General features: G+C 73.1%; 27 protein-coding genes and 1 tRNA gene. 11 read left to right on the top strand and 17 right to left on the bottom strand.

Annotated features, from left to right (window positions below; all coding sequences use genetic code 11):
* The first annotated feature begins 8 nt into the window (after positions 1 to 8).
* From dnaK to RM572_RS15495, 5 genes are all read left to right on the top strand, one after another.
* A complete protein-coding gene (gene dnaK, locus RM572_RS15475; RefSeq protein ID WP_027765348.1) occupies positions 9 to 1,874 on the top strand; it encodes a molecular chaperone DnaK in 1,866 nt (621 codons plus the stop codon).
* The gene (gene grpE, locus RM572_RS15480; RefSeq protein WP_311673941.1) at positions 1,871 to 2,557 is read left to right on the top strand and encodes a nucleotide exchange factor GrpE; all 687 of its coding nucleotides are present in this window, start codon (positions 1,871 to 1,873) and stop codon (positions 2,555 to 2,557) included. The genes dnaK and grpE overlap by 4 nt, the downstream gene beginning before the upstream one ends.
* A gap of 39 nt (positions 2,558 to 2,596) precedes the next feature.
* Positions 2,597 to 3,784 (top strand): molecular chaperone DnaJ, encoded by a 1,188-nt coding sequence (dnaJ, locus tag RM572_RS15485; RefSeq protein ID WP_311673942.1) that lies wholly within the window; start codon positions 2,597 to 2,599, stop codon positions 3,782 to 3,784.
* Between the two features lies 1 nt (position 3,785).
* Complete coding sequence (locus RM572_RS15490) at positions 3,786 to 4,259, top strand: heat shock protein transcriptional repressor HspR (protein ID WP_027765345.1); 474 nt, start codon at positions 3,786 to 3,788, stop codon at positions 4,257 to 4,259.
* A 179-nt stretch (positions 4,260 to 4,438) separates the two neighbouring features.
* On the top strand, positions 4,439 to 4,744 hold the full coding sequence (locus RM572_RS15495) for a hypothetical protein (RefSeq protein ID WP_027765344.1): 306 nt from the start codon (positions 4,439 to 4,441) through the stop codon (positions 4,742 to 4,744).
* A 197-nt stretch (positions 4,745 to 4,941) separates the two neighbouring features.
* Here RM572_RS15495 and RM572_RS15500 read toward each other — a convergent pair whose 3' ends face one another.
* The 4 genes from RM572_RS15500 to RM572_RS15515 form a co-directional block, all read right to left on the bottom strand.
* A complete protein-coding gene (locus tag RM572_RS15500; RefSeq protein ID WP_311673943.1) occupies positions 4,942 to 5,379 on the bottom strand; it encodes an SSI family serine proteinase inhibitor in 438 nt (145 codons plus the stop codon).
* A 322-nt stretch (positions 5,380 to 5,701) separates the two neighbouring features.
* Positions 5,702 to 6,529, bottom strand: a complete 828-nt coding sequence (locus RM572_RS15505) for a YceI family protein (RefSeq protein WP_311673945.1) — start codon at positions 6,527 to 6,529, stop codon at positions 5,702 to 5,704.
* 40 nt (positions 6,530 to 6,569) lie between these two features.
* Complete coding sequence (locus RM572_RS15510) at positions 6,570 to 9,059, bottom strand: MFS transporter (RefSeq protein ID WP_311673946.1); 2,490 nt, start codon at positions 9,057 to 9,059, stop codon at positions 6,570 to 6,572.
* 19 nt (positions 9,060 to 9,078) lie between these two features.
* Positions 9,079 to 9,600 carry a MarR family winged helix-turn-helix transcriptional regulator gene (locus tag RM572_RS15515; RefSeq protein ID WP_311673947.1) on the bottom strand — a complete coding sequence of 174 codons (522 nt, stop codon included), beginning with the start codon at positions 9,598 to 9,600 and terminating at the stop codon, positions 9,079 to 9,081.
* A 183-nt stretch (positions 9,601 to 9,783) separates the two neighbouring features.
* Between RM572_RS15515 and RM572_RS15520 the strand changes: the two genes are divergently transcribed.
* Positions 9,784 to 9,999 carry a hypothetical protein gene (locus RM572_RS15520; protein WP_027765340.1) on the top strand — a complete coding sequence of 72 codons (216 nt, stop codon included), beginning with the start codon at positions 9,784 to 9,786 and terminating at the stop codon, positions 9,997 to 9,999.
* 106 nt (positions 10,000 to 10,105) lie between these two features.
* Here RM572_RS15520 and RM572_RS15525 read toward each other — a convergent pair whose 3' ends face one another.
* The 7 genes from RM572_RS15525 to RM572_RS15555 form a co-directional block, all read right to left on the bottom strand.
* The gene (locus tag RM572_RS15525) at positions 10,106 to 10,984 is read right to left on the bottom strand and encodes an RNA polymerase sigma factor SigF (RefSeq protein ID WP_311673949.1); all 879 of its coding nucleotides are present in this window, start codon (positions 10,982 to 10,984) and stop codon (positions 10,106 to 10,108) included.
* Positions 10,985 to 11,182: 198 nt separating this feature from the next.
* Positions 11,183 to 12,112 carry an RNA polymerase sigma factor SigF gene (locus RM572_RS15530; RefSeq protein WP_311673950.1) on the bottom strand — a complete coding sequence of 310 codons (930 nt, stop codon included), beginning with the start codon at positions 12,110 to 12,112 and terminating at the stop codon, positions 11,183 to 11,185.
* Between the two features lie 212 nt (positions 12,113 to 12,324).
* The gene (locus RM572_RS15535) at positions 12,325 to 12,486 is read right to left on the bottom strand and encodes a hypothetical protein (protein WP_199779654.1); all 162 of its coding nucleotides are present in this window, start codon (positions 12,484 to 12,486) and stop codon (positions 12,325 to 12,327) included.
* Between the two features lie 205 nt (positions 12,487 to 12,691).
* Positions 12,692 to 12,778: transfer RNA gene (locus RM572_RS15540), tRNA-Ser, on the bottom strand.
* A 27-nt stretch (positions 12,779 to 12,805) separates the two neighbouring features.
* On the bottom strand, positions 12,806 to 13,321 hold the full coding sequence (gene tadA, locus RM572_RS15545) for a tRNA adenosine(34) deaminase TadA (RefSeq protein ID WP_311673951.1): 516 nt from the start codon (positions 13,319 to 13,321) through the stop codon (positions 12,806 to 12,808).
* A gap of 316 nt (positions 13,322 to 13,637) precedes the next feature.
* Positions 13,638 to 14,177 carry a tRNA adenosine deaminase-associated protein gene (locus RM572_RS15550; RefSeq protein ID WP_311673952.1) on the bottom strand — a complete coding sequence of 180 codons (540 nt, stop codon included), beginning with the start codon at positions 14,175 to 14,177 and terminating at the stop codon, positions 13,638 to 13,640.
* A 165-nt stretch (positions 14,178 to 14,342) separates the two neighbouring features.
* Entirely contained in the window at positions 14,343 to 14,558 is a 216-nt protein-coding gene (locus RM572_RS15555) for a hypothetical protein (protein ID WP_311673953.1), read from the bottom strand.
* A 93-nt stretch (positions 14,559 to 14,651) separates the two neighbouring features.
* Here RM572_RS15555 and upp point away from each other — a divergent pair, with 93 nt between their 5' ends.
* Positions 14,652 to 15,287 carry a uracil phosphoribosyltransferase gene (gene upp, locus RM572_RS15560; protein ID WP_027765336.1) on the top strand — a complete coding sequence of 212 codons (636 nt, stop codon included), beginning with the start codon at positions 14,652 to 14,654 and terminating at the stop codon, positions 15,285 to 15,287.
* Between the two features lie 81 nt (positions 15,288 to 15,368).
* On the opposite strand, the gene RM572_RS15565 is transcribed toward upp, so the two are convergent.
* The 5 genes from RM572_RS15565 to RM572_RS15585 form a co-directional block, all read right to left on the bottom strand.
* On the bottom strand, positions 15,369 to 16,082 hold the full coding sequence (locus tag RM572_RS15565) for a LytR C-terminal domain-containing protein (protein ID WP_311673954.1): 714 nt from the start codon (positions 16,080 to 16,082) through the stop codon (positions 15,369 to 15,371).
* Positions 16,083 to 16,277: 195 nt separating this feature from the next.
* Positions 16,278 to 16,574, bottom strand: coding sequence for a type II toxin-antitoxin system VapB family antitoxin (locus RM572_RS15570; RefSeq protein ID WP_027765334.1), 297 nt, complete (start codon positions 16,572 to 16,574; stop codon positions 16,278 to 16,280).
* 173 nt (positions 16,575 to 16,747) lie between these two features.
* A complete protein-coding gene (locus RM572_RS15575) occupies positions 16,748 to 18,283 on the bottom strand; it encodes a M20/M25/M40 family metallo-hydrolase (RefSeq protein ID WP_311674055.1) in 1,536 nt (511 codons plus the stop codon).
* A gap of 285 nt (positions 18,284 to 18,568) precedes the next feature.
* On the bottom strand, positions 18,569 to 18,811 hold the full coding sequence (locus RM572_RS15580) for a hypothetical protein (RefSeq protein WP_037791435.1): 243 nt from the start codon (positions 18,809 to 18,811) through the stop codon (positions 18,569 to 18,571).
* Positions 18,812 to 19,128: 317 nt separating this feature from the next.
* Positions 19,129 to 19,734, bottom strand: coding sequence for an HhH-GPD-type base excision DNA repair protein (locus RM572_RS15585; RefSeq protein WP_311673955.1), 606 nt, complete (start codon positions 19,732 to 19,734; stop codon positions 19,129 to 19,131).
* A gap of 224 nt (positions 19,735 to 19,958) precedes the next feature.
* On the opposite strand from RM572_RS15585, the gene RM572_RS15590 reads away from it, so the two are divergent.
* The gene (locus RM572_RS15590) at positions 19,959 to 22,280 is read left to right on the top strand and encodes a terpene synthase family protein (protein ID WP_311673956.1); all 2,322 of its coding nucleotides are present in this window, start codon (positions 19,959 to 19,961) and stop codon (positions 22,278 to 22,280) included.
* 80 nt (positions 22,281 to 22,360) lie between these two features.
* Here RM572_RS15590 and RM572_RS15595 read toward each other — a convergent pair whose 3' ends face one another.
* Positions 22,361 to 23,089 carry a siderophore-interacting protein gene (locus RM572_RS15595; RefSeq protein ID WP_311674056.1) on the bottom strand — a complete coding sequence of 243 codons (729 nt, stop codon included), beginning with the start codon at positions 23,087 to 23,089 and terminating at the stop codon, positions 22,361 to 22,363.
* A 167-nt stretch (positions 23,090 to 23,256) separates the two neighbouring features.
* On the opposite strand from RM572_RS15595, the gene RM572_RS15600 reads away from it, so the two are divergent.
* The 3 genes from RM572_RS15600 (at position 23,257) to cobM (ending at position 25,606) form a co-directional block, all read left to right on the top strand.
* Complete coding sequence (locus tag RM572_RS15600) at positions 23,257 to 23,448, top strand: hypothetical protein (protein ID WP_311673957.1); 192 nt, start codon at positions 23,257 to 23,259, stop codon at positions 23,446 to 23,448.
* A gap of 77 nt (positions 23,449 to 23,525) precedes the next feature.
* Positions 23,526 to 24,770 carry a precorrin-6y C5,15-methyltransferase (decarboxylating) subunit CbiE gene (cbiE, locus tag RM572_RS15605; RefSeq protein WP_394813619.1) on the top strand — a complete coding sequence of 415 codons (1,245 nt, stop codon included), beginning with the start codon at positions 23,526 to 23,528 and terminating at the stop codon, positions 24,768 to 24,770.
* Positions 24,767 to 25,606 (top strand): precorrin-4 C(11)-methyltransferase, encoded by an 840-nt coding sequence (cobM, locus tag RM572_RS15610; protein WP_311673958.1) that lies wholly within the window; start codon positions 24,767 to 24,769, stop codon positions 25,604 to 25,606. The genes cbiE and cobM overlap by 4 nt, the downstream gene beginning before the upstream one ends.
* Positions 25,607 to 25,672: the final 66 nt, after the last annotated feature.

Below are 25,672 nucleotides of genomic sequence, written 5' to 3' on the forward strand. Positions count from 1 at the left end.
AACCCGAAATGGCACGAGCGGTCGGCATCGACCTGGGTACGACGAACTCCGTCGTCAGTGTTCTCGAGGGCGGTGAGCCCACCGTCATCACCAATGCCGAGGGCGCCAGGACCACGCCGTCCGTCGTCGCCTTCGCCAAGAACGGCGAGGTGCTCGTCGGTGAGGTGGCCAAGCGCCAGGCCGTCACCAACGTGGACCGTACGGTCCGCTCGGTCAAGCGCCACATGGGCACCGACTGGAAGATCAACCTGGACGGCAAGGACTTCAACCCGCAGCAGATGAGCGCGTTCGTGCTCCAGAAGCTGAAGCGGGACGCCGAGTCCTACCTGGGCGACAAGGTGACCGACGCCGTCATCACCGTCCCCGCCTACTTCAACGACCACGAGCGGCAGGCCACCAAGGAGGCCGGTGAGATCGCGGGCCTCAACGTCCTGCGCATCGTCAACGAGCCGACCGCCGCCGCGCTCGCCTACGGCATGGAGAAGGAGGACCAGACCATCCTGGTCTTCGACCTCGGTGGCGGTACGTTCGACGTCTCGCTGCTGGAGATCGGCGACGGCGTGGTCGAGGTCAAGGCGACCAACGGCGACAACCACCTCGGTGGTGACGACTGGGACCAGCGCGTCGTCGACCACCTGGTCAAGCAGTTCCACTCCGGCCACGGAGTCGACCTGGCCAAGGACAAGATGGCGCTCCAGCGTCTGCGCGAGGCCGCGGAGAAGGCGAAGATCGAGCTGTCCTCCTCCTCGGAGACCACGATCAACCTGCCCTACATCACCGCCTCCGCCGAGGGCCCGCTGCACCTGGACGAGAAGCTCACCCGCGCCCAGTTCCAGCAGCTCACCCAGGACCTGCTGGACCGCTGCAAGACGCCGTTCCACAACGTGATCAAGGACGCCGGCATCCAGCTGTCCGAGATCGACCACGTGGTCCTGGTCGGCGGCTCGACCCGCATGCCCGCCGTCGCCGACATGGTCAAGGAGCTGACCGGCGGCAAGGAGGCCAACAAGGGCGTCAACCCGGACGAGGTCGTCGCCATCGGCGCCAGCCTCCAGGCCGGTGTGCTCAAGGGCGAGGTCAAGGACGTCCTGCTGCTCGACGTCACCCCGCTGTCCCTCGGCATCGAGACCAAGGGCGGCATCATGACCAAGCTGATCGAGCGCAACACCACGATCCCGACCAAGCGTTCGGAGATCTTCACCACGGCCGAGGACAACCAGCCGTCCGTGCAGATCCAGGTCTACCAGGGCGAGCGCGAGATCGCGGCGTACAACAAGAAGCTCGGCATGTTCGAGCTGACCGGCCTGCCCCCGGCCCCGCGCGGTGTGCCGCAGATCGAGGTCACCTTCGACATCGACGCGAACGGCATCATGCACGTCGCGGCGAAGGACCTCGGCACCGGCAAGGAGCAGAAGATGACCGTCACCGGCGGCTCCGCGCTGCCGAAGGACGACATCGAGCGCATGATGCGCGACGCCGAGCAGTACGCCGACGAGGACTCCAAGCGCCGCGAGGCCGCGGAGACCCGCAACCAGGCCGAGCAGCTCGTCTACACGACCGAGAAGTTCCTCAAGGACAACGACGAGAAGGTCCCCGGGGACGTCAAGACCGAGGTCGAGGAAGCACTCACCGACCTCAAGGAGAAGCTGAAGGGCGAGGACACCGCCGCCATCCGCGAGTCCTCCGAGAAGGTCGCGGCCACCAGCCAGAAGCTGGGCCAGGCGCTGTACGCCGACGCGCAGGCCGCCCAGGGCGGCGACGGCGCCGAGGCCGGCGCGGGAGCCGGCGCCGGTGAGGCCAAGGCCGACGGTGACGACGACGTCGTCGACGCCGAGATCGTGGACGACGACAAGCCGAAGGACGGTGCCGCGTGACGGAGGAGACCCCGGGCTTCGCGCAGGAGCCCGACGTCCCCGCCGACGCCGAAACCGACGCCGCGTCCGACGACGCGGCAGCGGCCGCCGGGTCCGCCTCCGAGGAGGAGGCGGCCCCGGCCGGCCCGGCCGGGGACGCGACCGACGGGCAGGGTGCGGCGGCCGGGGGCGCGGCGCTGACCGCGCAGCTCGACCAGACCCGCACCGCGCTGAACGAACGGACGCAGGATCTTCAGCGGCTCCAGGCGGAGTTCCAGAACTACCGCCGCCGGGTCGAGCGGGACCGCGTCTCCGTCAAGGAGATCGCCGTGGCGAACCTCCTGACGGAACTGCTGCCGGTGCTCGACGACATCGGCCGCGCCCGGGACCACGGCGAGCTGGTGGGCGGCTTCAAGTCGGTCGCCGAGTCGCTGGAGATGGTCGCGGCCAAGATGGGCCTGATGCAGTTCGGCAAGGAGGGCGAGCCCTTCGACCCGACCGTGCACGAGGCGCTGATGCACTCGTACTCGCCGGAAGTCACCGAGACGACGTGCGTGCAGATCCTCCAGCCCGGGTATCGCATCGGCGAGCGCACCATCCGTCCCGCGCGGGTGGGTGTCGCCGAACCGCAGCCGGGCGCGCAGGGGGAGCCGGACGAGCAGGCGGCTGACGACGAGGACGACGGTGGCCCGGACGAGGGCTGACGTCGGGTACGGAGACGCAGGAGAGGAGGGACGTCGGGGATGAGCACCAAGGACTTCATCGAGAAGGACTACTACAAGGTCCTCGGCGTCCCGAAGGACGCCACCGAGGCCGAGATCAAGAAGGCCTACCGGAAGCTCGCCCGGGAGAACCACCCGGACGCCAACCGGGGCGACGCGTCCGCCGAGGAGCGCTTCAAGGACGCCTCGGAGGCGTACGACGTCCTCGGTGACGCCAAGCGGCGCAAGGAGTACGACGAGGCGCGCGCCCTCTTCGGGAGCGGCGGCGGATTCCGCCCCGGGCCCGGGGCGGGCGGCGGTTCGTTCAACTTCGACCTGGGCGACCTCTTCGGCGGCACCCAGGGCGGCCCGGCCGGCGGACCCCAGGGCGGCGGCTTCGGCGGCGGTCTGGGCGACGTGTTCGGCGGCCTGTTCAACCGCGGCGGTACGGGCGGCCGTACGCAGCCGCGGCGCGGGCAGGACGTCGAGTCCGAGGTGACGCTCAGCTTCACCGAGGCCGTGGACGGCGCGACGGTGCCGCTGCGGATGTCCTCCTCCGCCGCCTGCAAGGCCTGTTCCGGGACCGGCGACAAGAACGGCACGCCGAGGGTGTGCCCGACCTGTGTCGGCACCGGCCAGGTCAGCCGGGGCGGCGGCGGTGGCTTCTCGCTCACCGACCCGTGCGTGGACTGCAAGGGCCGCGGCCTGATCGCGCAGGACCCGTGCGAGGTCTGCAAGGGCAGCGGGCGGGCGACCTCCTCGCGCACCATGCAGGTCCGCATCCCCGCGGGCGTCACCGACGGGCAGCGCATCCGGCTGCGCGGCAAGGGCGCCCCCGGCGAGCGCGGCGGCCCCAACGGCGACCTGTACGTCGTGGTCCACGTCGACAAGCACCCCGTCTTCGGGCGCAGGGGCGACAACCTCACGGTCACCGTGCCGGTCACCTTCCCGGAGGCCGCGCTCGGCGGCGAGATCAAGGTGCCGACCCTCGGCGGCCCGCCGGTCACGCTCAAGCTGCCGCCGGGCACCCCGAGCGGCCGCACCATGCGGGCCCGCGGCAAGGGCGCCACCCGGAAGGACGGCACCCGCGGCGACCTGCTGGTCACCGTCGACGTGGCGGTGCCGGGTGACTTGGGCGACAAGGCGCGGGACACTCTCGAGGCCTACCGCGACGCCACCGCGGACGAGGACCCGAGAGCGGCGCTGTTCAAGGCAGCGAAGGGAGACTGAGATGCCCGGCCGAGGCGGCAACAGCCAGCGTTTCGGGGGGCGGCAGCCGTACGAGCTGACCGACGACTCCCCGGTCTACGTCATCTCGGTGGCGGCGCAGCTCTCCGGGCTCCACCCGCAGACGCTCCGCCAGTACGACCGTCTCGGCCTGGTCTCCCCGGACCGTACGGCCGGCCGCGGCCGGCGCTACTCGGCCCGGGACATCGAGCTGCTGCGCCAGGTGCAGCAGCTCAGCCAGGACGAGGGCATCAACCTCGCCGGCATCAAGCGCATCATCGAGCTGGAGAACCAGGTCACCGCGCTCCAGTCGCGGGTCGCCGAACTCCAGCAGGCCGTGGAGGGAGCGGCGGTGGCGATGCGTCAGCGCGAGCAGCAGGTGCACGCCTCCTACCGCCGGGACCTCGTGCCGTACAGCGAGGTGCACCAGTCGAGCGCGCTGGTCGTCTGGCGGCCCAAGCGCTCCCGCCGGGACTGAGCGGCCCCGCACACCGACGGCCTCCGTCGCCTCCGCACCTGCGGAGGCGACGGAGGCCGTCGGCGTCCCGCTCGGTCCGGCGTCCCTGCCCGTCCCGCCGTGCCGGTCGCCGCGCGCGGGCGCAGGATGGAAGGAGGGGGCGAGCATCATCGGAACCGGTCTTCGAGAGAGTGATGGCGATGACGTTCATCCAGGTCATCGAGTACGACACGAAGCGGCCCGCGGAGATGGAGCTGCTCTACGACGAGTTCCTCCGGGCGACCGAGGGGAAGCGCACCCTCACGCACGAGTTCCACACCCACGACCGCGAACGCACCGACCACTACGTCGACATCGTGGAGTTCCCCTCCTACGAGGCGGCGATGCGGAACAACGACCTGCCGGAGACGCAGGAGGTCGCGGCCCGCATGCGCGAACTCTGCACGGGCGAGCCCCGCTTCCTCAACCTCGACGTCATGGACGCCCAGACCTACCCCCGCGGCTGAGCGGCCGCCCGCCCGGAGGGCGGGGTGACGCGGGTCCGGAAGGAGCCGGGAAGGGGCCGGGAAAGAGCCGGGAAGGAGCCGGGAAGGAGAAGCCGGGCGGACATGGGGCACGGGGGGACCCCACGTCCGCCCGGTGGGCCGGGTGGCCCGTCCCGCCGCGGGGAGGCGCTCGCGGGACGTCTGGGCGGAGAGCCTGCCTAGAAGGCGAAGACCGCCGTGCCGGAGGCTCCCATCTCGCAGGCGTTGCCGTAGGTGCGTTCGAAGTCGACTCGGCGACCGTCGTACACGCCGGTCGCGGTGACGACGACCGGGTCGTGGACCAGCGGGCAGAAGCGGTCGGAGCCGCCGGTGCCGATCGAGGCGAAGTTCCCGCCGGCCGAGGCGAGTTCACCGCAGGCGGCGGCCGCGGCCGGGTGGGAGCCCGCGGCCTGCGGGCCGCAGGTGAGGGTGACGGCGCGCAGCGGCACCGCGGTGGCGGCGCTCTCGCCGTCTCCCACGGTGAGGACGAGGGCCGAGGGGGCGTAGAGCGAGTCGGGCGCCGTGGGCGCGGCGGTCGCCGTGCCACTGAGGAGACCGACGAGAGCGCCTGCGGCCAGCAACGGGATCGCCGCTGCGGACTTCACGAGGTGACGCATGGTGACAGACCTTCCGCTTGGTGTGACGGACAGCGGTCGAGAGTCTGTCGGGAAGCGGCGCCGGATGCACGTCCGACCATCCGTTTTCAGTAACGTTGAGTGTTGAATCAGCTGCACGTGGTGACGGTGACGCCGGTCACCTTCCGCGCGAGCGGGGGAGGCCCACCAGCGGCGCCGCACCCGTCCGTCACCCGTGCGCCGCCCGCTGTTCGCGGCGGAGGGCCGTCGACCGCCGCGGAACGGGTACGGAACCCGTCCGGAACCCGCCCCCGGAAGGGCGGGTTCCGCCCGAGTCACGTGGGGTGTGCCGGTCCGGGCGCTGCTACTCCGGCGTCGACGGCAGCGACTCGCCCTGCACGGCCTGGATGTCCAGCTCGACCTTCAGCGTGGTGCCGATGGCCGCGATGCCCGCCGCGACGACCTGGTTGTAGGTCATCGCGAAGTCGTGCCGGCGCAGTTCGGTCGTGGCGCGGAACGCCGCCCGCTGCGCGCCTGCGGAGTCCGGGCCGGTGCCCAGGCAGGTCAGGTCGAGGTCCACGTTCCGCACCAGGCCGTGCATGGCCAGCTGCCCGCGCACGGTCCACCGGTCGGCGCCGGCCGCCTCGACTCCGGTGGTGCGGTAGGTGATGTCCGGGTGCTCGGCGACGTTGAGGAAGTCGGCGGAGCGGATGTGCCGGTCGCGCAGCGCGTTGCCGGTGTCGATGCTGTCCGCGCGTATCACCGCCTCCACGCGGGACTTCTCCGGGTCCTCGGCGATGTCGATACGGCCGCCGAACGCGGTGAACCGCCCGTGCACGCTGGAGATCCCCAGGTGCTGGGCGGTGGCGGCGACCCGGGAGTGCGCCGGGTCGATGGTCCACGGGCCCGGCGCGGGCAGCCGGGTGCCGTCCTGCCGGGCCAGCTCCAGGGTGCCGACGTCGGCCCGCCCCGACGCGGTCACCAGGGCGGTGACGGCGGCGGGGGCGTAGCCGACGGCGGTGACGAGGACCGTGTACGAGCCCGCGGGCAGCGGCTCGTCGGTACGGACGGAGCCGTCGTCGTCGACGGGCGCGCGCAGCACCTGCTCGCCCGCCGCGTCCGTGACGGTCAGCACCGCGTGCCGCACCGCCCAGCCGTCACGGGTCCGGATGTCCGCACGTACGCCTGCCATCAGCTCGTGTTCCTTCCTTCCGCGCCTCGTCGCGCGCCGTTCAGGACTCGGGATGGAACAGCTCGACGTCGTAGCCGTCGACGCCGCGGCCGTCCACCTTCAGCGCGCTCGCCGCCGGCGGGTAGCCGCTGGCGACGACGGTGTACTCGCCCTCGGCCAGGTCGGTGAACGCGTAGGCACCATCCTCCCCCGTCGTCGATGTGGCGACGACGCCGCCCGCCTCGTCGACGAGCGTGACCCGCGCGTCGGCCAGCGGACGGCGGTCCGCGCCCGCCCGGACGCTGCCCTGGAGGCGTGCGCCCGGGGCCAGCGCGATCTCGACACAGCGGGCGCCGAGCGCGTCGACGTCGACCGGCCGGGCGGCCGGCCGGTGCCCGGGCGCGTTCACGGCGACGGTGAAGGTGCCGGCCGGCAGCTCGTCGAAGGTGAAGTCGCCCTGCTCACCGGTCTTGCCGGTGGCGAGCACATCGCCGCGCACGTCGGTCACCACGACCCTCGCCTCCGGCACCGGGCGGCCGTCCGTGGCGCTGCGCACCTGGGCGGTGAGGCCCGTGGTGCCCGCCAGCACCGGGTCGTGACGGACCCGGCCCTCGCCGAGGGCGACGGTGGACGCCTGCGGCTGGTGGCCGTCGGCGGCGGCGATCACCACATAGCTGCCGACGCCGGGGGCGTCCAGCGCGTACGAGCCGTCGGCGTGCGTGACGCAGCGGCCGAGCTGCCGTCCGTCCAGGGAGATCAGGGTGACCCGGGAGGCGGGGAGGCCGGTGCCGTCCGCGGCCCGCACCGTGCCCGCGAGCCGCGGCGCGGGCGTGGCCGGGGCGCTCGCGGCGTCGAGCGTCACCGGGGCGGCGGTCACCGGGGCGGCGGTCACCGCGTCGCCGGTCACCGCGTCGCCGGTCACCGGGGCGGCGGGTGTCTTCGTCAGGGACGGCTCTTCCTGCGCGGCGTCCTCCTCCATCGCGGACCTGGTGCGCAGCGGCACCTCCGCGATGAACACCACCAGGAGCAGCGCGACCAGCGCGATCGGCGCCGCGTACAGGTAGATGTCGGCGATGCCGTGTCCGTAGGCGCTCTCCACCACCGCCCGTACGGGGGCGGGGAGTTCGCTCAGGTCGGGGATGCCGCCGGCTGCCCCGCCGGAGCCGCCGGCCGGGGCGCCCAGCTCCGCCATGCCTTCGCGCACGTAGTCCGCGATGCGCTCGGCGAGCACGGCGCCCAGCACGGAGACGCCGACCGCGCCGCCCAGCGAGCGGAAGAAGGTCACGACGGAGCTGGCGGCGCCGAGGTCCCGCGTGTCCACCTGGTTCTGGGTGCACAGGACGAGGTTCTGCATCATCATGCCGACGCCGAGGCCGAGCAGGCCCATGAACACCGCGACCTGCCAGTACGCGGTGTCGTAGCGCACGCCGCCCAGCAGGGCGAGGCCGCCGGTGAGCAGCACGCCGCCCGCGACGAGCCACGCCTTCCAGCGCCCGGTCCGGGTGATGATCTGCCCGGAGACGGTCGAGGAGACGAACAGCCCGCCGATCATCGGTGTGGTCATCAGCCCGGCCATGGTCGGCGACTCGCCGCGGGCCAGCTGGAAGTACTGGGCCAGGAAGACCGTCGCACCGAACATCGCGACGCCGACGAACAGCGACGCGAGCGAGGCGAGCGTGATGGTGCGGTTGCGGAACAGCCGCAGCGGGACGATCGGCTCCTTCGCCCGCGACTCGACGAGGAGGAAGAGCAGCGCGAGCGCCACCGAGCCGCCCACCATGGCGTAGGTCTGCCACGACAGCCAGGCGTACGAGTCGCCGGCCAGGGTCACCCACACCAGCAGCAGCGAGACGGAGGCCGCGAAGACGCCGGAGCCCAGCCAGTCGATCCGGACGCCCTGGCGCTTGACCACGGGCAGGTGCAGGGTCTTCTGGAGGACCAGCAGCGCGATCACGGCGAACGGGACGCCGGCGTAGAAGCACCAGCGCCAGCCGAGCCAGGCGGTGTCGGTGATGACGCCGCCGAGCAGCGGGCCGCCGACGGTCGCGACGGCGAAGGTGGCGCCCAGGTAGCCGTTGTACCGCCCGCGTTCGCGCGGCGAGATCATGGCGGCCAGGATGATCTGCGCCAGGGCGGTCAGGCCGCCCATGCCTATGCCCTGCACCGCGCGGAAGGCGATCAGCGTGCCGGTGTTCTGTGACAGGCCGGCGCCGCAGGACGCCAGCACGAAGACGACCAGCGACGTCTGGACCAGCACCTTCTTGCTGGTGAGGTCGGCGAGTTTGCCCCACAGCGGGGTGGTGGCGGTCATCGTGAGCAGGGTGGCGGTGACCACCCAGGTGTAGGAGCTCTGGCTGCCGTCCAGGTCGGCGATGATCTGCGGCAGTGCGGTGGAGACGATCGTCGACGACAGGATCGCGACGAACATGCCGAGCAGCAGCCCGGACAGGGCCTCCATGATCTGGCGGTGCGTCATGGGCGGCGCGGCCGCGGACCCGTCCGTCCGGGGTCCGCCGGCGCGGTGCGCGTGGGGGCGCGTGCTGGTTGCCATGCGAGGGGTCGCTTCTCTCTTACGTGCGGCTGGTGGCGGGGTCGGGTGCGGCGTCCGTGCCGGGCGGGGGGCTGTGGCCGCCCCGGGCGCGGCAGTCGCCGAAGGTCCGGCCGAGGCGTTCCAGGAGCGAGCTCAGGGTGGCGACATCCTCGGCGCTCCAGTCGCCGAGGAACTCGCGCATGGTCTCGGTGGCCAGCTCGCTCAGCTCGTCGAGACGGCTCTCGCCGCTGTGGGTGAGGCGCAGCAGCCGGGATCTGCCGTCGTGCGGGTCGGGGAGGCGTTCGATCCAGCCGCGGTCGGCGGCGTGCGCGACGTGGCGGCTGGTGACCGAGAGGTCGATGCCGAGCAGTTCGGTGAGCCGGCTCATGCGCATCTCGCCGTGCCGGCGGAGCAGGGTCAGCAGGCCCGCGGACGCCGGCGGGCAGTCGTGCGGCAGGCGCCGGGCGAGCTCGCGGTTGACGACGCCGACGGAGCGCAGCTGGCGGGCCAGCTCGCGGTAGTGGCGGAGGTCCGGCTCCGCGTCCTCCGGTTCCCCGGACACCTTGGTGACCTCCTCCACCCGTCTTTCGTTGCTTAGGGCAACCATAAGACCGATTGGTTGTTGCACGCAAGTTGATCTGCGTGCGGATGACCCCTCCCGACGGGTTCCGGGGGCGCGCGACGGCGTTCTCCGGCGGGGACCGGGGCTGTTTCGGCCGGGCGCGGTTCGCTAGGGTCCTGACCCATGGCTCATAACCCTCACGCACCCCAGGGCCCGAATCCGGGCGGACAGCCCGACCCCGCGGGCAGCACCCAGATGTTCCGCGCCTTCGTCGACGAGGGCGCGCCGCAGCAGCGTGCCGCCGCGACCGGCGGTTCCGGCCCGCGTCTCGGCATGATCCTCGGCATCGTCGTGGTCGTCGCCGTGCTGGCCGGGGTCGCCTGGCTGGCGCTCTCCTGACGTTCCGTCGCGCCGGCGCGGCCGGCCCCGTCACGCCGTCCCGCGGCCGCCGCCCGGCGGACGCGGTCCGTCGGCGCGCGGGCCGGCCGCCCGCGCGCCGGACCGCTCACTCCTCCGAGATCAGGCCCTCGCGCAGCTGCGCCAGCGTCCGGGTCAGCAGCCGGGAGACGTGCATCTGGGAGATGCCGACCTCCTCGCCGATCTGCGACTGCGTCATGTTCGCGAAGAAGCGCAGCATGATGATGCGCCGCTCGCGGGCGGGCAGCCGGGCCAGCAGCGGCTTGAGCGATTCGCGGTACTCCACGCCCTCCAGCGCGGTGTCCTCGTAGCCCAGGCGGTCGGCGAGCGAACCCTCGCCGCCGTCCTCCTCGACCGAGGGCGTGTCCAGCGACGAGGCCGTGTAGGCGTTGCCCACCGCCAGGCCGTCCACCACGTCCTCCTCGGACACCCCGAGGCACGCGGCGAGTTCGGAGACGGTCGGCGAACGGTCCAGGATCTGCGACAGCTCGTCGCCGGCCTTGGTCAGTGCCAGCCGCAGCTCCTGGAGGCGGCGCGGCACCCGCACCGACCACGAGGTGTCGCGGAAGAAGCGCTTGATCTCCCCGACGACGGTGGGCATCGCGAACGTCGGGAACTCGACGCCGCGTTCGCAGTCGAAGCGGTCGATCGCCTTGATGAGCCCGATGGTGCCGACCTGGACGATGTCCTCCATCGGCTCGTTGCGGCTGCGGAAGCGGGCCGCGGCGTACCGCACGAGCGGGAGGTTGAGCTCGATCAGGGTGTCGCGGACGTATCCGCGCTCCGGGCTGTCCGCGTCCAGCGCGGCGAGCCGCAGGAACAGGGAGCGGGAGAGGGTGCGGGTGTCGATCGCCGCGCTGTCGGCGGGGGGTGCCGTCTCCTCGGGCACCGCGGGAAGGCCGTGCAGTGCGTCGTCGTCGGTCGTGGTCTCGGTGAGCACCTTCGAGCTGCCCAGTTCTACGGACATGCCACCCCCTTGAGGTCGCGGACGGGTCGCGGCGGCGCCCTTCGGGTGAGAGGCACCTCCTCTTCCATACCTTCGGGTGCGGCCGCATCAAACGCGCTACTCGCAGAATGTCACAAGTCAGCAACACGACGTAGCGCCAAGTCGACAAAGTTTGCCGATCAGAGACCTGCCGTCCGCTCAGCGGGTCCTTCGAAAGAGTTACGCGTCGATCCGGTTTGCGGCCCTCAGGCGGGCGAAGCTCCGGGACAGCAGCCGTGACACGTGCATCTGCGAGACGCCGAGCTCGGCGCTGATCTGGGACTGCGTCAGGTTGCGGTAGTAGCGCAGCAGCAGGATGCGCTGCTCGCGTTCGGGCAGCTGCACCAGCAGGTGCCGTACCAGGTCGCGGTGTTCCACGCCGTCCAGCTCCGGGTCCTCGTAGCCGAGCCGGTCCAGCAGACCGGGCGGCCCGTCCTCGCGCTCCTGCGCGGCCTCCAGCGACGTCGCCCGGTAGGAGCGTCCGGCCTCGATGCAGGCGAGCACGTCCTCCTCGCTCAGCCGCAGCCGCTCCGCGATCTCCGCGGTGGTCGGCGAGCGGCCGTGCAGCACCGTCAGATCCTCGGTCGCCGCGCTGACCTGCACCCACATCTCGTGCAGTCGGCGCGGCACGTGCACGGTCCGCACGTTGTCCCGGAAGTACCGGCGGATCTCCCCGACGATCGTCGGCATCGCGAACGTGGGGAACTGGACGCCCCGCTCCGGGTCGAAGCGGTCGATGGCGTTGATGAGCCCGATGGTGCCGACCTGGACGACGTCCTCCATCGGCTCGTTGCGGCTGCGGAAGCGGGCGGCGACGTAGCGGACCAGCGGCAGGTTGGCCTCGATCAGCGCGTCCCGCACCCGGTTGTGCGCGGCGCTCCCGGCCTCCAGGCCGGACAGTTCGTCGAAGAGCGCCTGCGTCAGCGCACGGGCCGCCGCGCTCCGGCTGCGGGGTGCGGCACCGGCCCGGCCGGTGGTCCCGGCGGCCGTCCCGCCGGTACCCGCCGGGCCGCTCGGCGCGCCGCCGGCGTCCGCCGCGCCGGTTCCGGCGGCGTCCGCCGCCACGGGATGCCCGGGCGACGCCTGGGGGAGCGTCGGTGACCGGTCCACTCGGCAACCACCCTTCACGCACTCTTCGCGGGTGCGGGTCCGTCCACGGTTCCGGCAAAAGCGGTCATAGCATCACAAGACAGGCGCATGGCGTGCAAGCACCCGAAAGCTCCGTGTTGCTGGGCAGTTGGGCCAGATGCACGACGAACACGGGTCCGGACGGAACCGCGCGCGGGCGGTCCCGGGCCGGGGCCGGCGGCCCGCCGTCGCCGTCAGTCGACCAGTTCGGTCATGAACTCGCCGACACTCTTGGCGGCGGTGGATATGCCCTCGAAGCCGACCCCGACGAACTCCGTGGCCCGTGCGGGCGACGTGATGATCGTCCACAGGACGAAGACGACGACGACGTAAACCACGACCTTCTTGATGTCCACCGCTTGCGCCTCCCGGCCCTGCCGGCCCCGTGTCGATCTCGTGTGCGATCTGCCGTTCGATCGCGCGAGTCTAACCACCCGGGACCGCCCGCGGCCCAGTCCCGGGACGGAAGCGCGCGGAGCGACGCGGGGGAGGGGCCGGGAGTGGAGCGGACACGGCGAAGGGCCGGACCCGTCGGGTCCGGCCCTTCGCCGTACTGCGGAGCGGTAGCGGTGGGATTTGAACCCACGGAGGAGTTGCCCCCTCACTCGCTTTCGAGGCGAGCTCCTTCGGCCGCTCGGACACGCTACCGAGAGGAAGCCTATCCCACCGTCGCCGTCAGCCGAAATCGGTATCCGGGCGGGGGCGTGAGCCGGGGTGCGGCGTCTCCCGGGCCCCGCGGAAGAAGTCCGTGAGGAGCGCGCCGCAGGCATCGGCCAGGACGCCGTGCACCACCTCGGGGCGGTGGTTGAGACGGCGGTCGCGCACCACGTCCCACAGCGAGCCCGCCGCACCCGCCTTGGGATCGAGAGCGCCGAACACCACCCGCTCCACGCGGGAGAGCACCGCGGCGCCCGCGCACATCGTGCACGGCTCCAGGGTGACGACGAGGGTGCAGCCGGGCAGGCGCCACTCGCCGCGGGCGCGGGCCGCGGCGCGGAGCGCGAGGACCTCGGCGTGGGCCGTCGGATCTCCGGTGGCCTCGCGCGCGTTGCGGGCGCGGGCGAGCGGCGCGCCGTCCGGGCCGAGGACGACGGCGCCGACGGGGACGTCGGCGGTCTCCAGGGCGAGGCGCGCCTCGGTGAGCGCCTGGCGCATCGGCTCCGCCCACGGGTCCCGCACGGGGTCGTTCATGAGCCCGTTCTACCGCACCCGCCGGATGCCCCGGCGCGCGGCGACTCCGCAGCCGTCCCCCGGAGCCCGCGCCGCCCGCCGGCCGCGGGTGCGCAGTGCCGGTACCGCTCATCGGGGCCCCGCGCACGGGAGGGCGGGCACGACGATGCCGGCTCCGCCGGGACGGTGGCCGGGACCGCCACGCGCCGAAGCCCGGCCCGAGGGGAGGGGCCGGGGCGGCCCGCGCTCCGTCGCACGGGCGTCGCACCGGAGCCGCACACCGGGCCGGGCGAAGCGCCACCGGCGCGCCCCGGACGTCGGCCGCCCGCGGCGGGGCTCAGCGCACGGCTTCGAGCATGTCCGTGCAGCCGAGGGCGTCGGCGATCTCCGTCAGCGCGTCCTCCGCGGTGAGGGACAGCACCGCCGCCGGGTCCATGCCGAGGTCGGTGAGCAGTTCCGCGTCACCCAGCGGTCCGGCCGGCACCTGCTCGGACCCGGAGTCGTCGGCCGGGCCGTCCGCCGTCGCGGACTCCGGCTCGCCGTCCTCCGTCCCGTCGAGGTCCACGAGCTGCTCGAGGGCGGCGAGGTCCTCCGGTTCACGGCCGAGCAGCTCGTCGGAGAGCAGGATCTCGCCGTAGGCGCTGCGCATGGCGGCCGCGGCGTCGGAGACGAAGACGCGCGGGTCGTCCTCCCCGTCCACCCGGACGACGCCGAACCAGGCGCCGTCCTGTTCGATGCAGACGAGCACCGTCTCCTCGTCGCCCACGGCCTCCCGGGCCAGGTCGGCGAGATCGGTGAGCGTCTCCACGTCGTCGAGTTCTGTGTCGCTCGCTTGCCATCCGTCGTCGGTGCGAGCGAGCAGTGCGGCGAAATACACCTGACTCTCCCACTGGTTTTCCGTGTGCCCGAGTTGGTGACGAGGACCGTGCGATCGCGACCGTGCGGTCCCAGTCGAATCGTGGCAGAAACAGCGGCTTCGCGAAGCCTCTTCGACGTGGCGTCGTGTCGGGTTTCCGGGGGAGGGCGTCCCGACCCGCCGATCTCACCAGCGAAAGGTCCGCATTCGCATCTGGTGCCGCATACGTGCCACCCGGGCGCGCCGCGGCTGGACGCGCTCCCGGAGCTCCTTGGCCTCGTTCAGCTCGCGCAGGAAGCGGGCGCGCCGCCGCAGCCGCTCGTGGTCGATCTCGGGGCTCGCGCCCTCGCCGGCCGTCTCGGCGGCCGGTCCCCGCTCGCGGGCTCTCCCTTTGTCGGGCATATGCACACCTCCGGCGTACACGACCACTGTCTCCCCCGGTGCCGGGCGTACGCCACTGCTGGGCGTGCAGATGCCTCCGTTACTGTCGAGGTCATGCAGACCCACGTCGTCGACCACCCGCTGGTGGCACACAAGCTGACCACCCTGCGCGACGAGCGCACCGATTCCCCCACCTTCCGCCGCCTCGCCGACGAGCTGGTCACGCTCCTCGCGTACGAGGCGACGCGGGACGTGCGCACGGAGGAGGTGGACATCACCACGCCGGTCACGTCGACGAGCGGGGTACGGCTGTCGCACCCGCGCCCGCTCGTGGTGCCGATCCTGCGTGCCGGGCTGGGCATGCTGGAGGGCATGGTGCGGCTGCTGCCGACGGCGGAGGTCGGCTTCCTGGGCATGATCCGCGACGAGGACACCCTCCAGCCGTCGACGTACGCCACCCGGATGCCGGACGACCTGTCCGGCCGGCAGGTGTACGTGCTGGATCCGATGCTGGCGACCGGTGGGACGCTGGTGGCCGCGATCCAGGAGCTGATCCACCGCGGTGCCGACGACGTCACGGCACTCTGCCTGCTGGCCGCGCCGGAGGGCATCGACCTGATGGAGCGGGAGCTGGCGGGGGCGCCGGTCAGGGTCGTCACCGCGGCGATCGACCGGCGGCTGAACGAGCACGGCTACATCGTGCCGGGGCTCGGCGACGCCGGCGACCGCATGTACGGCACCGCGGGCTGAGACCCGCGCGGGGTGCCCGGACCGGTGCCCGTGGCGCCCCGGTGGCCGCACCCGGGCCGTCGGCCGCCTTCGCGGCGGGTGTCAGCAGCTCGGCGACGGCTTCGGGGAGGGCTGCGCCAGCGCGGTCAGCGCGCGGTCGGCGTCCTTCTCCTTCGCCAGCCCCTTGAAGTCGTTGCCGATCACCAGGTCGACGTCGTCGCCCTCACGGGCGTCGTGGCGGGTCTTCGCGTCCTCCAGCTGCGTGCCGAGCACCTTCATCCGGGCGAGGGTCTCGGTGCCCGCGGCGCCGATCAGCAGGCCGGGGGCGTCGACCTTGTGGTCGAGGTGCGCGGGGGCGTTGGCGATCTCCCCGACGGCGAAGCCGCGCTTCTTCAGCTCCTTCGCCGTCTTGGCGGCGAGGCCGCTGCGCGAGGTCGCGTTGAGCACGTTCACGGTGACCTTGCCCGGCTTCGGCACGGCCGTCGGGGCCTTCGCCTCGCCGGCTTTCCCGTTCCGCTGCGCGCCGGGCCGCGCGGAGGCGGACGCCTGCTCGGCGTTGCGCCCGTCGGCGGATGACGTGCCGTCCTGGGCGCGGCACTGGTCCCCGGTGCGGCCGGCGGCCTGGGCGGAGTCGCCGTTGCCCGCGAACACGCCGACGATCTGCAGCGAGCCCCAGCCGACCAGGCCGAGGGTCATCGCCGTCGCCACGCCGGCGAGCACGATCTTGCGGCGGTTGCGCGGGCGCCGCATGCGCGGGTAGCGATCACCCTTGATGCGGTACTGGCCGCCCATGCCGGGGGGAGTGAGCATGCTCATGAGCGCAGGGTAGTGCGCGCCGGGTGCATTGCCTATTGGATGATCAACGGTGTGCCGTAACGAATCGGCCGTACGGCGCAGTACAACCGCTCGTACGGCCGTCGTCGCTGTTGACCCGGACGGGTGGCGCCGTGCGGTGCCGCGCGCCGTGAGGCTGCGGTGGAGCGCTCACAGAGCCGTCACGCGGGCGGGGGCTCAGTCGAGTTCGAGGACGCGCGCGTGGAGGATCTGCCGCTGCTGGAGCGCGGCGCGCACGGCGCGGTGCAGGCCGTCCTCGAGGTACAGGTCGCCCTGCCACTTCACGACGTGGGCGAACAGGTCGCCGTAGAAGGTGGAGTCCTCGGCGAGCAGAGTCTCCAGGTCGAGCTGGCCCTTGGTCGTGACGAGCTGGTCCAGGCGCACCGGACGTGGGGCGACGTCCGCCCACTGGCGGGTGCTTTCCCGGCCGTGGTCCGGGTACGGCCGCCCGTTTCCGATTCGCTTGAAGATCACACGGAAAGCCTACCGGGCGACCGCCGTCGTACGCAGCCTCGGTGCGTGGGCAAGGTGCGAGGAGATCGCGCGCGCGGGGGCGTGCGGTAGGCGTGAACGTGCGCGCGGCGCGGACTGTGCGCCCGCGCCGCGCGCCGTCCCGGGCCGGTGGCCCGTCCGGTCTCCCCGGTCCGTTACTCGGTGACCTGACCGCAGCCGGCGTGGGCGCCACCGTGGGCGTGCTCGCCCTCGGCGCCGTTCTCCGGCGAAGGGGACGTCAGCGACTTCGACTTCGCCTCCGCCTCCGTCGCGCCCTTCGCCACGGCGGCGTCCACGGCGCTGGTGTCCCAGGCGTAGGTGCCGACCGCGTGCGCGATGACGTTCACGTTGGCGTCGAAGGCCGCCATGCTGATGTTGTCCAGGTCGTCGCACGCCGCGTGGTAGCACGGGTCGTACGCGACGCCCGCCTCGCCGCCCCACAGTTCGGCCTGCTCCGGGGACTTGACGCCCTCCGCTCCGGTGAAGGTGCCGCCGGAGGGGATGTCGACCTCGATGAAGGGGCCGTAGTCGCTGCGGCCGGTGAAGTCGGTACCGCGCGGCGCGTACCCGGCCCGGTCCATGAAGCCGTTGATGCCCGCCTCGATCTCGGCGGAACCCGCCGGGCCCGGGCCCGCGCCGACGCCGTCCGAGTCGTCGCCGTCGTAGACGAACAGGCCGTAGTTCGGGGACGCGATCATGTCGAAGTTGAGGTAGAGCGCAATCTCCTCGCGCTGTGCCTCGGACAGTTCGGCGACGTAGTGCTCGGAGCCGATCAGGCCCAGCTCCTCCGCCGACCAGAACGCGAACCGCACCTTGTTCTCATGCTTGCCGTGCCGGTCGGCGCGGGCCAGTTCCAGCGCCGCCTCCAGCAGGCCGGCCGTGCCGGAGCCGTTGTCGTTGATGCCGGGGCCCTCGGACACGCCGTCCAGGTGGGCGCCGAGCATCACCGTGTGCGCCGCGTCGCCGCCGCGGGTCTCGGCGAGCACGTTGGAGGTGGTGCGCTCCTCCTGGAGTTCGCGCACCTCCAGGTTCACCACGACCTCGCCCTCCGCGGCGGCTGCCGCCAGCGCCCGGCCGTCCGCCCGGCTGACGCCGCCGGTCGGGACGCGGGCCGCGTCCGGGCCGCCGAGCGTGCCGTTCAGCTCGCCTTCGGTGTTGTTGTGGATGAGGGCGCCGGACGCGCCGGCGTCCGCGGCGTTCTGCTGCTTCTGCGCGAACGTGCAGGCGCCGCGCTGGATCAGAGCGATCTTCCCGGTGTAGTCGCCGTCGGCGAAGTCCGCGGCCTCGCAGCCGGTGCTGTCGTCCTCCGGCACCGCCGCCACCGGGGCTTCCAGGCCGCCCTCCGGCGTGCTCTCGGTGTACGTCATGAGCCGGACGGGCACCTCGCGGGCGTCCGGCGACACCACGTGCAGCTTCTCGGCGAGCGTCTCCACGTAGGTGAACTCGAACTCCTGGTACGTCACGTCGTAGCCGGCGCCGCGCAGCAGCGTCCCCACGTACCAGGCGGACAGGTCGTGACCCTGCGAACCGGCGGCGCGGTTGCCGTTGCTGATGTCCGCGAGGGCCTGGAAGGCGCGCAGGTGCCACTTGGCGTCGTTGGCCTCGGCCCGCTTCACGAGCGTCCGCGCGAGCTGTTCCCCCTTCTTCGCCGGGGCGGGCGAGGCGCCGGCACCGGTGGAGGAGACCAGCATCAGGGGTGCGGCGAGCGCCGCGGCGGCGAGTGCCGCGACGCCGCGGCGTCTGAGGGATCGGGATACGTGCACAGCCAGGGTCCTTTCGTGGGCGGCGAACCGGACTGTTCGACGTGAGGGGCCGCATGCCCGCGATGCGGTCGCGGCGAGGGAGACCGTAGCCACGGGCGGCGGCCCGCCGGGAACGCCTGCGGCACACATCCGCTTCCCCCGGCCCGCGCCCAACACCGGTGGGACGCCGGAACGTTCGCCTTGCCCGGCTCCCTCCCCGCCCGGGCCGGGACCTCACCAGCGGTTCGGGTCGTCGTAGTACCGGTCGTCCGGCGGCGGGTTGTACGGCGGGTTGCGGTCCCCGTCGTGCCTTCGTTTCGTCCAGGTGAGGAACAGGCCGATGAGCAGACCGGCGGCACCGCCCCAGATGAGGATCGTCCCGAGGATCTGCAGGTCGATGCCCTCCGGGTTCCAGGTGATGGCGTACTTCAGGATCGCGCCGATGATGATCAGCGCGAGCCCGCCGGCTGCGGTCATGGCGGAGGGGCCTCCTTGGCTGCGCGTGCGGGCCGCCGTACGCCTGCCGCAGACGGCCGCTCCCTCCAGTCGAGAGCACACCGGCCCGCGCCGCGACCGCTGCTACTGCACGGGGGTGACGCAGCGTCGGCCACCACTTGCCATCGGCTCCGACACGGAGGAGGTCCGGTCGACGGGCGTCCGGCCGTGCGCGGCGGCCCCCGTCCAGGCCGGGGAGCGGAGAACCCGGTGACGGAGAAGCCCTGCGTAGCGTGGCGAACGCGACCGGTCGGCCGGAGGAGACCGGCGACGCGGCGGTCAAGGGCTGAGCGCCCGGGTCAGGAGTCCTTCGCCCGGGCGGCCTTGGCCGCCTTGGCGGCGGCTTTGGCCTCCTGCTTGGTGGCGCGAACACGGTCGAGGGACTCGGGGCCGGTGACGTCGGCGACGGAGCGGTAGGAGTGCTCCTCGCCGTACGCGCCGGCCGCCTCGCGCCAGCCCTCCGGGGTGACGCCGTACCGCTTGCCCAGCAGCGCGACGCAGATCCGCGCCTTCTGCTCGCCGTAGCCCGGCAGCGCCTTGAGGCGCGTGAACAGTTCGGCACCGCTGCCCGCGCCGGACCACACGGACTCGGCGTCGCCGTCGTAGTGCTCGACCAGGTAGGCGCAGAGCTGCTGCACCCGCTTGGCCATCGAGCCGGGGTAGCGGTGCACGGCCGGCTTCTCGGAGAGCAGCGCGGCGAACGCGTCCGGGTCGTGGGCGGCGATGCGGTGGGCGTCCAGGTCGTCGTCGCCCAGGCGCCGCGCGATGGTCCACGGTCCCTTGAAGGCCCACTCCATCGGCACCTGCTGGTCCAGCAGCAGCCCGACGAGGGCGGCCAGCGGACTGCGGGAGAGCAGCGCATCGGCGTCGGGGTCCTGAGCGAGATGCACGGTGTGGTGGTCCATGGCCCCATGATCTCTGTCGCGCCGGAGGGGTGCGAGTCGGGGCGTGTGCCGGCCGGGGCTTGGGAGCGACGCGGTGGCTCAGGGGCGGATGTCGAACGGTTGTCCCAAACCCGCTCGTACGGCGGCCGCCCCCGCCGGATGCGCGCCGGCCGTGCGGGTAGCTCTCGGCAGGCCGCACCTTCGCGGGCCGCTTTCCGCACGTCGCCGAGGAGTGAACGGGTCCCGTGGATCAGCCCTTCGACCTGCCCGACTTCTACCTCCCCCACCCCGCCCGACTGAACCCGCACGTCGACACGGCGAGAGCGCACTCCACCCGCTGGGCCCGCGAGAGGGGGATGCTGGAGGGCTCGGGCGTCTGGGAGGAGGCCGACCTCCTCGCCCACGACTACGCCCTCCTCTGCGCCTACACCCATCCCGACGCCACCGCCGACGACCTGGCGCTGGTCACCGACTGGTACGTGTGGGTGTTCTTCTTCGACGACCACTTCCTGGAGCTCTACAAGCGGCCACAGGACCGCGAGGCGGGCCGCGCGCACCTGGACCGCCTCGCGCTGTTCATGCCCACGGACCCCGCCGACCCGGCGGCCGGGACGCCCGAGCCGCGCAACCCCGTCGAGGCGGGGCTGGCCGACCTGTGGGCGCGCACGGTCCCCGCGATGTCCGCCGACTGGCGAGAGCGCTTCGCGCTGAGCACCGAGAACCTGCTGCGCGAGTCGCTGTGGGAGCTGTCCAACATCAACGCCGGCCGCGTCCCCAACCCGGTCGAGTACATCGAGATGCGCCGCAAGGTGGGCGGCGCGCCCTGGTCGGCCGGGCTGGTGGAGTTCGCGGCACGGGCCGAGGTCCCGGCGGAGCTGGCCGCCACCCGGCCCCTGTGCGTGCTGCGGGACGCCTTCTCCGACGCGGTGCACCTGCGCAACGACCTGTTCTCCTACGAGCGCGAGACGCGCGACGAGGGCGAGCTGAGCAACGGCGTGCTCGTCCTGGAGACCTTCCTCGGCTGCTCCACCCAGGAGGCCGCCGAGTCGGTCAACGACCTGCTCACCTCCCGGCTCCAGCAGTTCGAGTCGACCGCGCTCACCGAACTCGGCCCGCTGCTCGCCGAGAAGCACGTCCGGCCGGACCAGAGCGCGGCCGTGCTGGCGTACGTGAAGGGGCTCCAGGACTGGCAGTCGGGCGGCCACGAATGGCACCTGCGGTCCAGCCGCTACATGAACGGCGGCGGCGCCGCGGCCCCGTCCACGGCGGCTACGGGCGGGCCGCTGTCGCTGCTCGGCGTCGCCGGGACGGCCGGGCTCGGCGGGCTCGGCGGTCCCGGCGGTCCCGGCGGTCCCGGCGGGCTCGGCATGTCCGCCGCCGCGCTGCCGTCCACCACCCGCCGGGCCGAGGAGGCACGGGCGCGCTCGCGCAGCCACGTGCTGTTCCAGCGGGTCGGGCCGTCCGAGATCCCCGCGCTGGACATGCCGTTCACCGCCCGGCTCAGCCCGCACCTGGACGGCGCCCGGGAGCGCCTGGTCGGCTGGGCGCACCGGACGGGCATCCTCCAGCCGCAGCCGGGCGTCCCGCACTCGCACGTGTGGGACGAGGCGCTGCTCCGCGACATCGACCTGCCGTTGTGCGCGGCAGGCATCCACCCGGACGCGGACGAGGACGGCCTCGACCTTTCGTCCGGCTGGCTCGCCTGGGGCACGTACGGCGACGACTACTATCCCGCCGTCTTCGGCCGGACCCGCGACCTGGCGGGGGCGAAGGCGACCACCGACCGCCTGCCGGCCTTCATGCCGGTGGAGAACGACCTGATGCCGCCGCCCACGAACGCCCTGGAACGCGGGCTGGCCGACCTGTGGTTGCGTACCACGGCGACGATGGACACCGCGGCGCGGCGCACGTTCCGGCGGGCGGTCGAGGTGATGCTGCAGAGCTGGCTGTGGGAGCTGGACAACCAGTTCCACCACCGCATCCCCGACCCGGTGGACTACCTCGAGATGCGGCGGATGACGTTCGGCTCCGACCTGACGATGAGCCTGTGCCGGCTCGGGCACGGGCCGGGCATCCCGCCGGAGGTCTACCGCAGCGGGCCGATGCGTTCACTGGAGAACTCCGCCGCGGACTTCGCGATGCTCGTCAACGACGTGTTCTCCTACCAGAAGGAGATCGAGTTCGAGGGCGAGGTGCACAACCTGGTGCTCGTGGTGCAGGACTTCTTCGACTGCGGACGGGCGCAGGCGGTGGCGGTCACCGGCGATCTGATGAACTCCCGCATGCGGCAGTTCCAGCACGTCGTGGCGCACGAACTGCCCGTGCTGTACGACGACTTCGGGTTGTCCGACGACGCGCGGCGGGTGCTGGACGGGTACGTGACCGACCTGGAGCACTGGCTGTCCGGCATCCTCGTGTGGCACGAGGACTGCCGCCGCTACCGCGAGGAGGACCTGCTCCGCCACGCGGCCCACCCGCCCGGCGCGTCCGCCCTCCCCCTCGCGCCCACCGGGCTGGGCACCTCCGCGGTGCGTCTGGCCCGCACGGCGGCCGCGGCCCGGGGGTGACCGTGCCCGGACCGGCCCTCCCCCCGGCGGGCCGGTCCGCGCCCGGCGGAACGGTCCGGCCGCGCGGCCGGACCGGGGACCTACGCCGCCGCGGACGCGGGGCCGGGGTCCTTCGGGGGCTGCCAGTAGCCGAGGGCGTCGACGCGCTGTCCGGGCACGCCGAGTTCCCTGCGGACGTACGCGCCCAGCGCGCGGGTCGTCGCCGTGTCGCAGGCGATCCACACGTACGCGCCCGCCGGGCCGCCGTGCTCCTCCAGCAGCGCCGGAAGCGCGGCCCTGACCTCGGCCACCAGGCGCCCGCCCGCGTCCTCGCGCGGGACGCGGTGCACCTCGTGCCGGGCCGGGTCGTGGCGCAGCGGCAGGTCGTCGTCGGAGACGTGCTGGGTCTCCAGCCAGAGCGTGGCGGGGGTCTGGGGGAGTGCGTCGAGGAGCGAGTTGACCGCCGGGAGCGAGGCCGTGTCACCGATCACGACCATCCGCTGCGGCAGCGGGTCGGGCGCGGTGAAGCCGGTGCCCTGCACGGTGGCCTCGACGGTGTCCCCGGGCTGGGCCTTGCGCGCCCAGTCGGCGGCGGGGCCGTCGTGCAGTGCGAACTCGACCGTGAACGTGCCGGCTTCGGTGTCCGGGTCGACCAGGGTGTACGCCCGCTGGTGCGGCTTCCCGGCGTCGGTGAACCACATCCGCACCCACATCGTCGGGTGCACGCCGGTGGCGGCGAGCATGCCGCCGTCGGTGAACCCGAGCCGCCGGTAGTGGTCGGTGACGTCCTCGGTCCCGGTCACGGTGAACGTGAAGTCCTTGCCGCGCATCAGTTTGAGGACGACGCCCTCCCAGCCGTGCTTCGCCACGTTCCCCTCCTCGTCTTCCCGGTCTCGCCGCACGTGGCCGGCCTTCAGTCCGTGTGAATTAGGTTAGCCTTACCTTAATCGCCGGGGGAGGGTTTGGCCACGAGGGTCCACGGCCGCCTTTGCCCGTCATGGGGGAGGAAGCACGCAGGACGCTCGTCCTGGGCGGTGGAGCGCTGAACGGCGAAGCCCGGGCCATCGGCATCCTCGCCGGGCTCGCCGACGCCGAGCTCGAACTCGGGGACGCGGACCTGGTGAGCGGCGCCTCGGCTGGGGCCGTCATCGGCACGCAGTTGAGTATGCGGACCCTGGCCCGCGGGTGAGACCGGCCACAGGGGTGGGGGCACGGGGGACGGGCGGGGCTAGAGTCGGCCGTCGTGGCTGGTCGTCGGCGGGAGAGCTGTCCGTGGGTGTGACCGTCGTCGGGATCGGGGCCGACGGGTGGGGCGGGTTGCCCGAGGCGTCGCGGACGGCGCTCCGGGAGGCCGATGCGGTCCTCGGCGGCGTACGCCAGCTGGAGTTGCTGCCCGCGGAGTGCCGCGGCGAGCGGGTGGCGTGGCCGTCGCCGTTGCGGCCCGCGGTGCCGCGGCTGCTCGCTGCGTACGCCGGGCGCCGGCTCGCCGTGCTGGCCAGCGGCGACCCCTTCCACTACGGCGTCGGCCGGGCGCTGGCCGAGGAGGCCGGACCGGGCGGGCTGCGGGTGCTGCCGCACCCGTCGTCGGTGTCGTACGCGTGCGCGCGGCTCGGCTGGCCCCTGGAGGACACCGAAGTGGTGAGCGCCGTGGGCCGGCCCCTCGCGCGGCTGGCCGTCGTCATGCACCCCGGGCGCCGCCTGCTCGTACTCGGCTCGGGAGCCGGCACCCCCGTCGAGGTCGCGGCGCTGCTGCGGGAACGCGGCTACGGCCCCAGCCGGGTGCGTGTGCTGGAGCAGCTCGGCGGCGCCGGTGAGGTCGTCCGTGACGGGACCGCGGACGACTGGCCGCACCCGCCCGGCGACCCGCTGAACGTCGTCGCCGTGGAGTGCCGCCGCGCGCCCGGTGCGTTGCCGCTCGGTGCGGTGCCCGGGCTCCCCGACGAGGCGTACGAGCACGACGGCCAGCTGACGAAGCGCCACGTCCGCGCCGCGACGCTGGCCGCACTGGCACCTGCCCCCGGCGAACTGCTGTGGGACGTGGGCGGAGGTTCCGGTTCCGTCGGGGTGGAGTGGATGCGCGCCCACCCGTCCTGCCGTGCCGTCGCCGTCGAGCGCGACCCGCATCGGGCCGAGCGCATCACCCGCAACGCGCACACGCTCGGCGTCCCCGCCCTGCGGGTGGTGTCCGGCGCCGCGCCGGAGGCGCTGGCCGGACTGCCCACGCCGGACGCGGTGTTCGTCGGCGGCGGGCTGACCGCGCCCGGGCTGCTCGACGCCTGCTGGGACGCCCTGCCGCCCGGCGGCCGTCTCGTCGCCAACACCGTCACCCTCGAGTCCGAGGCGCTGCTCGCCGAGCGCCGCCGCCGGCACGGCGGGGAACTGGTGCGGCTCGCGGTCGCGCACGCCGTCCCGGTGGGCTCGTTCACCGGCTGGGGGCAGGCCATGCCCGTCACCCAGTGGGCGGTACGCAAGCCGCTCACATCCGACTCCCCCTCCGGAGCCCAGAGTTGACCGTCCACTTCATCGGCGCCGGTCCCGGCGCCGCCGACCTGATCACGCTGCGCGGCGCCCGTACCCTCGCCGCCTGCGACGTCTGCCTGTACGCCGGCAGCCTGGTGCCGCGCGAGCTGCTCGACGAGTGCCCGCCGCACGCACGGCTGGTGGACACCGCGCAGCTCGACCTGGACGAGATCACCGCGGAGTTCGTCCGCGCGCACGAGGCCGGACACGACGTGGCACGCCTCCACTCGGGTGACCCGTCCGTGTTCAGCGCCGTCGCGGAACAGATGCGCCGCCTGGACGCGGCGGGCGTGCCGTACGAGGTGGTGCCCGGTGTGCCGGCGTTCGCCGCGGCGGCCGCGGCGCTGCGGCGGGAGCTGACGGTTCCGACGGTCGGTCAGACCGTGATCCTCACTCGTGTCGCGCAGCGCGCCACCGCCATGCCGGAGGGAGAGGACCTGGCGACACTCGGCCGCAGCGGCGCCCTGCTGGTGCTCCACCTCGCAGCGGCGTACGCCGACCGCGTGGTGGAGGAGCTGCTGCCGCACTACGGCGCGGACTGCCCTGCCGCCGTGGTCGCCCTGGCCAGCCGCCCGGACGAGGTGATCCTGCGCGGCACCCTCGCCGACATCGCGGACCAGGTGCGGGCGGCCGGGGTGCGCCGCACCGCCGTCATCCTCGTCGGCCGTACCCTGGCCGCGGAGAACTTCCCTGACAGCCACCTGTATTCACCCGCTCGCGTGCGGCACGCGTGCGCGCCGGAGGGCGGCGCGGGACGGCCGGGGGGCCGTGCGGGAGGGCCGGAGGCCGGTGCTGACGGGCCGCCACCACGGATGGACGCCGGCTGATGACCCGTCCGGAGGCGCAAAACGGGCACCGGCTTCTGCGGGCTGCGTGAATGTTCGTGCGAAGAC

This window comes from Streptomyces hazeniae, assembly GCF_031845485.1.
GTDB classification, from domain to species: domain Bacteria; phylum Actinomycetota; class Actinomycetes; order Streptomycetales; family Streptomycetaceae; genus Streptomyces; species Streptomyces hazeniae.

What these genes read in the sequence shown, in the direction of transcription:
- dnaK (WP_027765348.1), top strand. Translation starts at nt 9, where the DNA reads ATGGCACGAGCGGTCGGCATCGACCTGGGTACGACGAACTCCGTCGTC.
- dnaJ (WP_311673942.1), top strand. Translation starts at nt 2,597, where the DNA reads ATGAGCACCAAGGACTTCATCGAGAAGGACTACTACAAGGTCCTCGGC.
- RM572_RS15490 (WP_027765345.1), top strand. Translation starts at nt 3,786, where the DNA reads ATGCCCGGCCGAGGCGGCAACAGCCAGCGTTTCGGGGGGCGGCAGCCG.
- RM572_RS15495 (WP_027765344.1), top strand. Translation starts at nt 4,439, where the DNA reads ATGACGTTCATCCAGGTCATCGAGTACGACACGAAGCGGCCCGCGGAG.
- RM572_RS15500 (WP_311673943.1), bottom strand. Translation starts at nt 5,379, where the DNA reads ATGCGTCACCTCGTGAAGTCCGCAGCGGCGATCCCGTTGCTGGCCGCA.
- RM572_RS15505 (WP_311673945.1), bottom strand. Translation starts at nt 6,529, where the DNA reads ATGGCAGGCGTACGTGCGGACATCCGGACCCGTGACGGCTGGGCGGTG.
- RM572_RS15510 (WP_311673946.1), bottom strand. Translation starts at nt 9,059, where the DNA reads ATGGCAACCAGCACGCGCCCCCACGCGCACCGCGCCGGCGGACCCCGG.
- RM572_RS15520 (WP_027765340.1), top strand. Translation starts at nt 9,784, where the DNA reads ATGGCTCATAACCCTCACGCACCCCAGGGCCCGAATCCGGGCGGACAG.
- RM572_RS15525 (WP_311673949.1), bottom strand. Translation starts at nt 10,984, where the DNA reads ATGTCCGTAGAACTGGGCAGCTCGAAGGTGCTCACCGAGACCACGACC.
- tadA (WP_311673951.1), bottom strand. Translation starts at nt 13,321, where the DNA reads ATGAACGACCCCGTGCGGGACCCGTGGGCGGAGCCGATGCGCCAGGCG.
- RM572_RS15555 (WP_311673953.1), bottom strand. Translation starts at nt 14,558, where the DNA reads ATGCCCGACAAAGGGAGAGCCCGCGAGCGGGGACCGGCCGCCGAGACG.
- upp (WP_027765336.1), top strand. Translation starts at nt 14,652, where the DNA reads ATGCAGACCCACGTCGTCGACCACCCGCTGGTGGCACACAAGCTGACC.
- RM572_RS15565 (WP_311673954.1), bottom strand. Translation starts at nt 16,082, where the DNA reads ATGAGCATGCTCACTCCCCCCGGCATGGGCGGCCAGTACCGCATCAAG.
- RM572_RS15575 (WP_311674055.1), bottom strand. Translation starts at nt 18,283, where the DNA reads ATGCTGGTCTCCTCCACCGGTGCCGGCGCCTCGCCCGCCCCGGCGAAG.
- RM572_RS15580 (WP_037791435.1), bottom strand. Translation starts at nt 18,811, where the DNA reads ATGACCGCAGCCGGCGGGCTCGCGCTGATCATCATCGGCGCGATCCTG.
- RM572_RS15585 (WP_311673955.1), bottom strand. Translation starts at nt 19,734, where the DNA reads ATGGACCACCACACCGTGCATCTCGCTCAGGACCCCGACGCCGATGCG.
- RM572_RS15595 (WP_311674056.1), bottom strand. Translation starts at nt 23,089, where the DNA reads ATGCGCGGCAAGGACTTCACGTTCACCGTGACCGGGACCGAGGACGTC.
- RM572_RS15600 (WP_311673957.1), top strand. Translation starts at nt 23,257, where the DNA reads ATGGGGGAGGAAGCACGCAGGACGCTCGTCCTGGGCGGTGGAGCGCTG.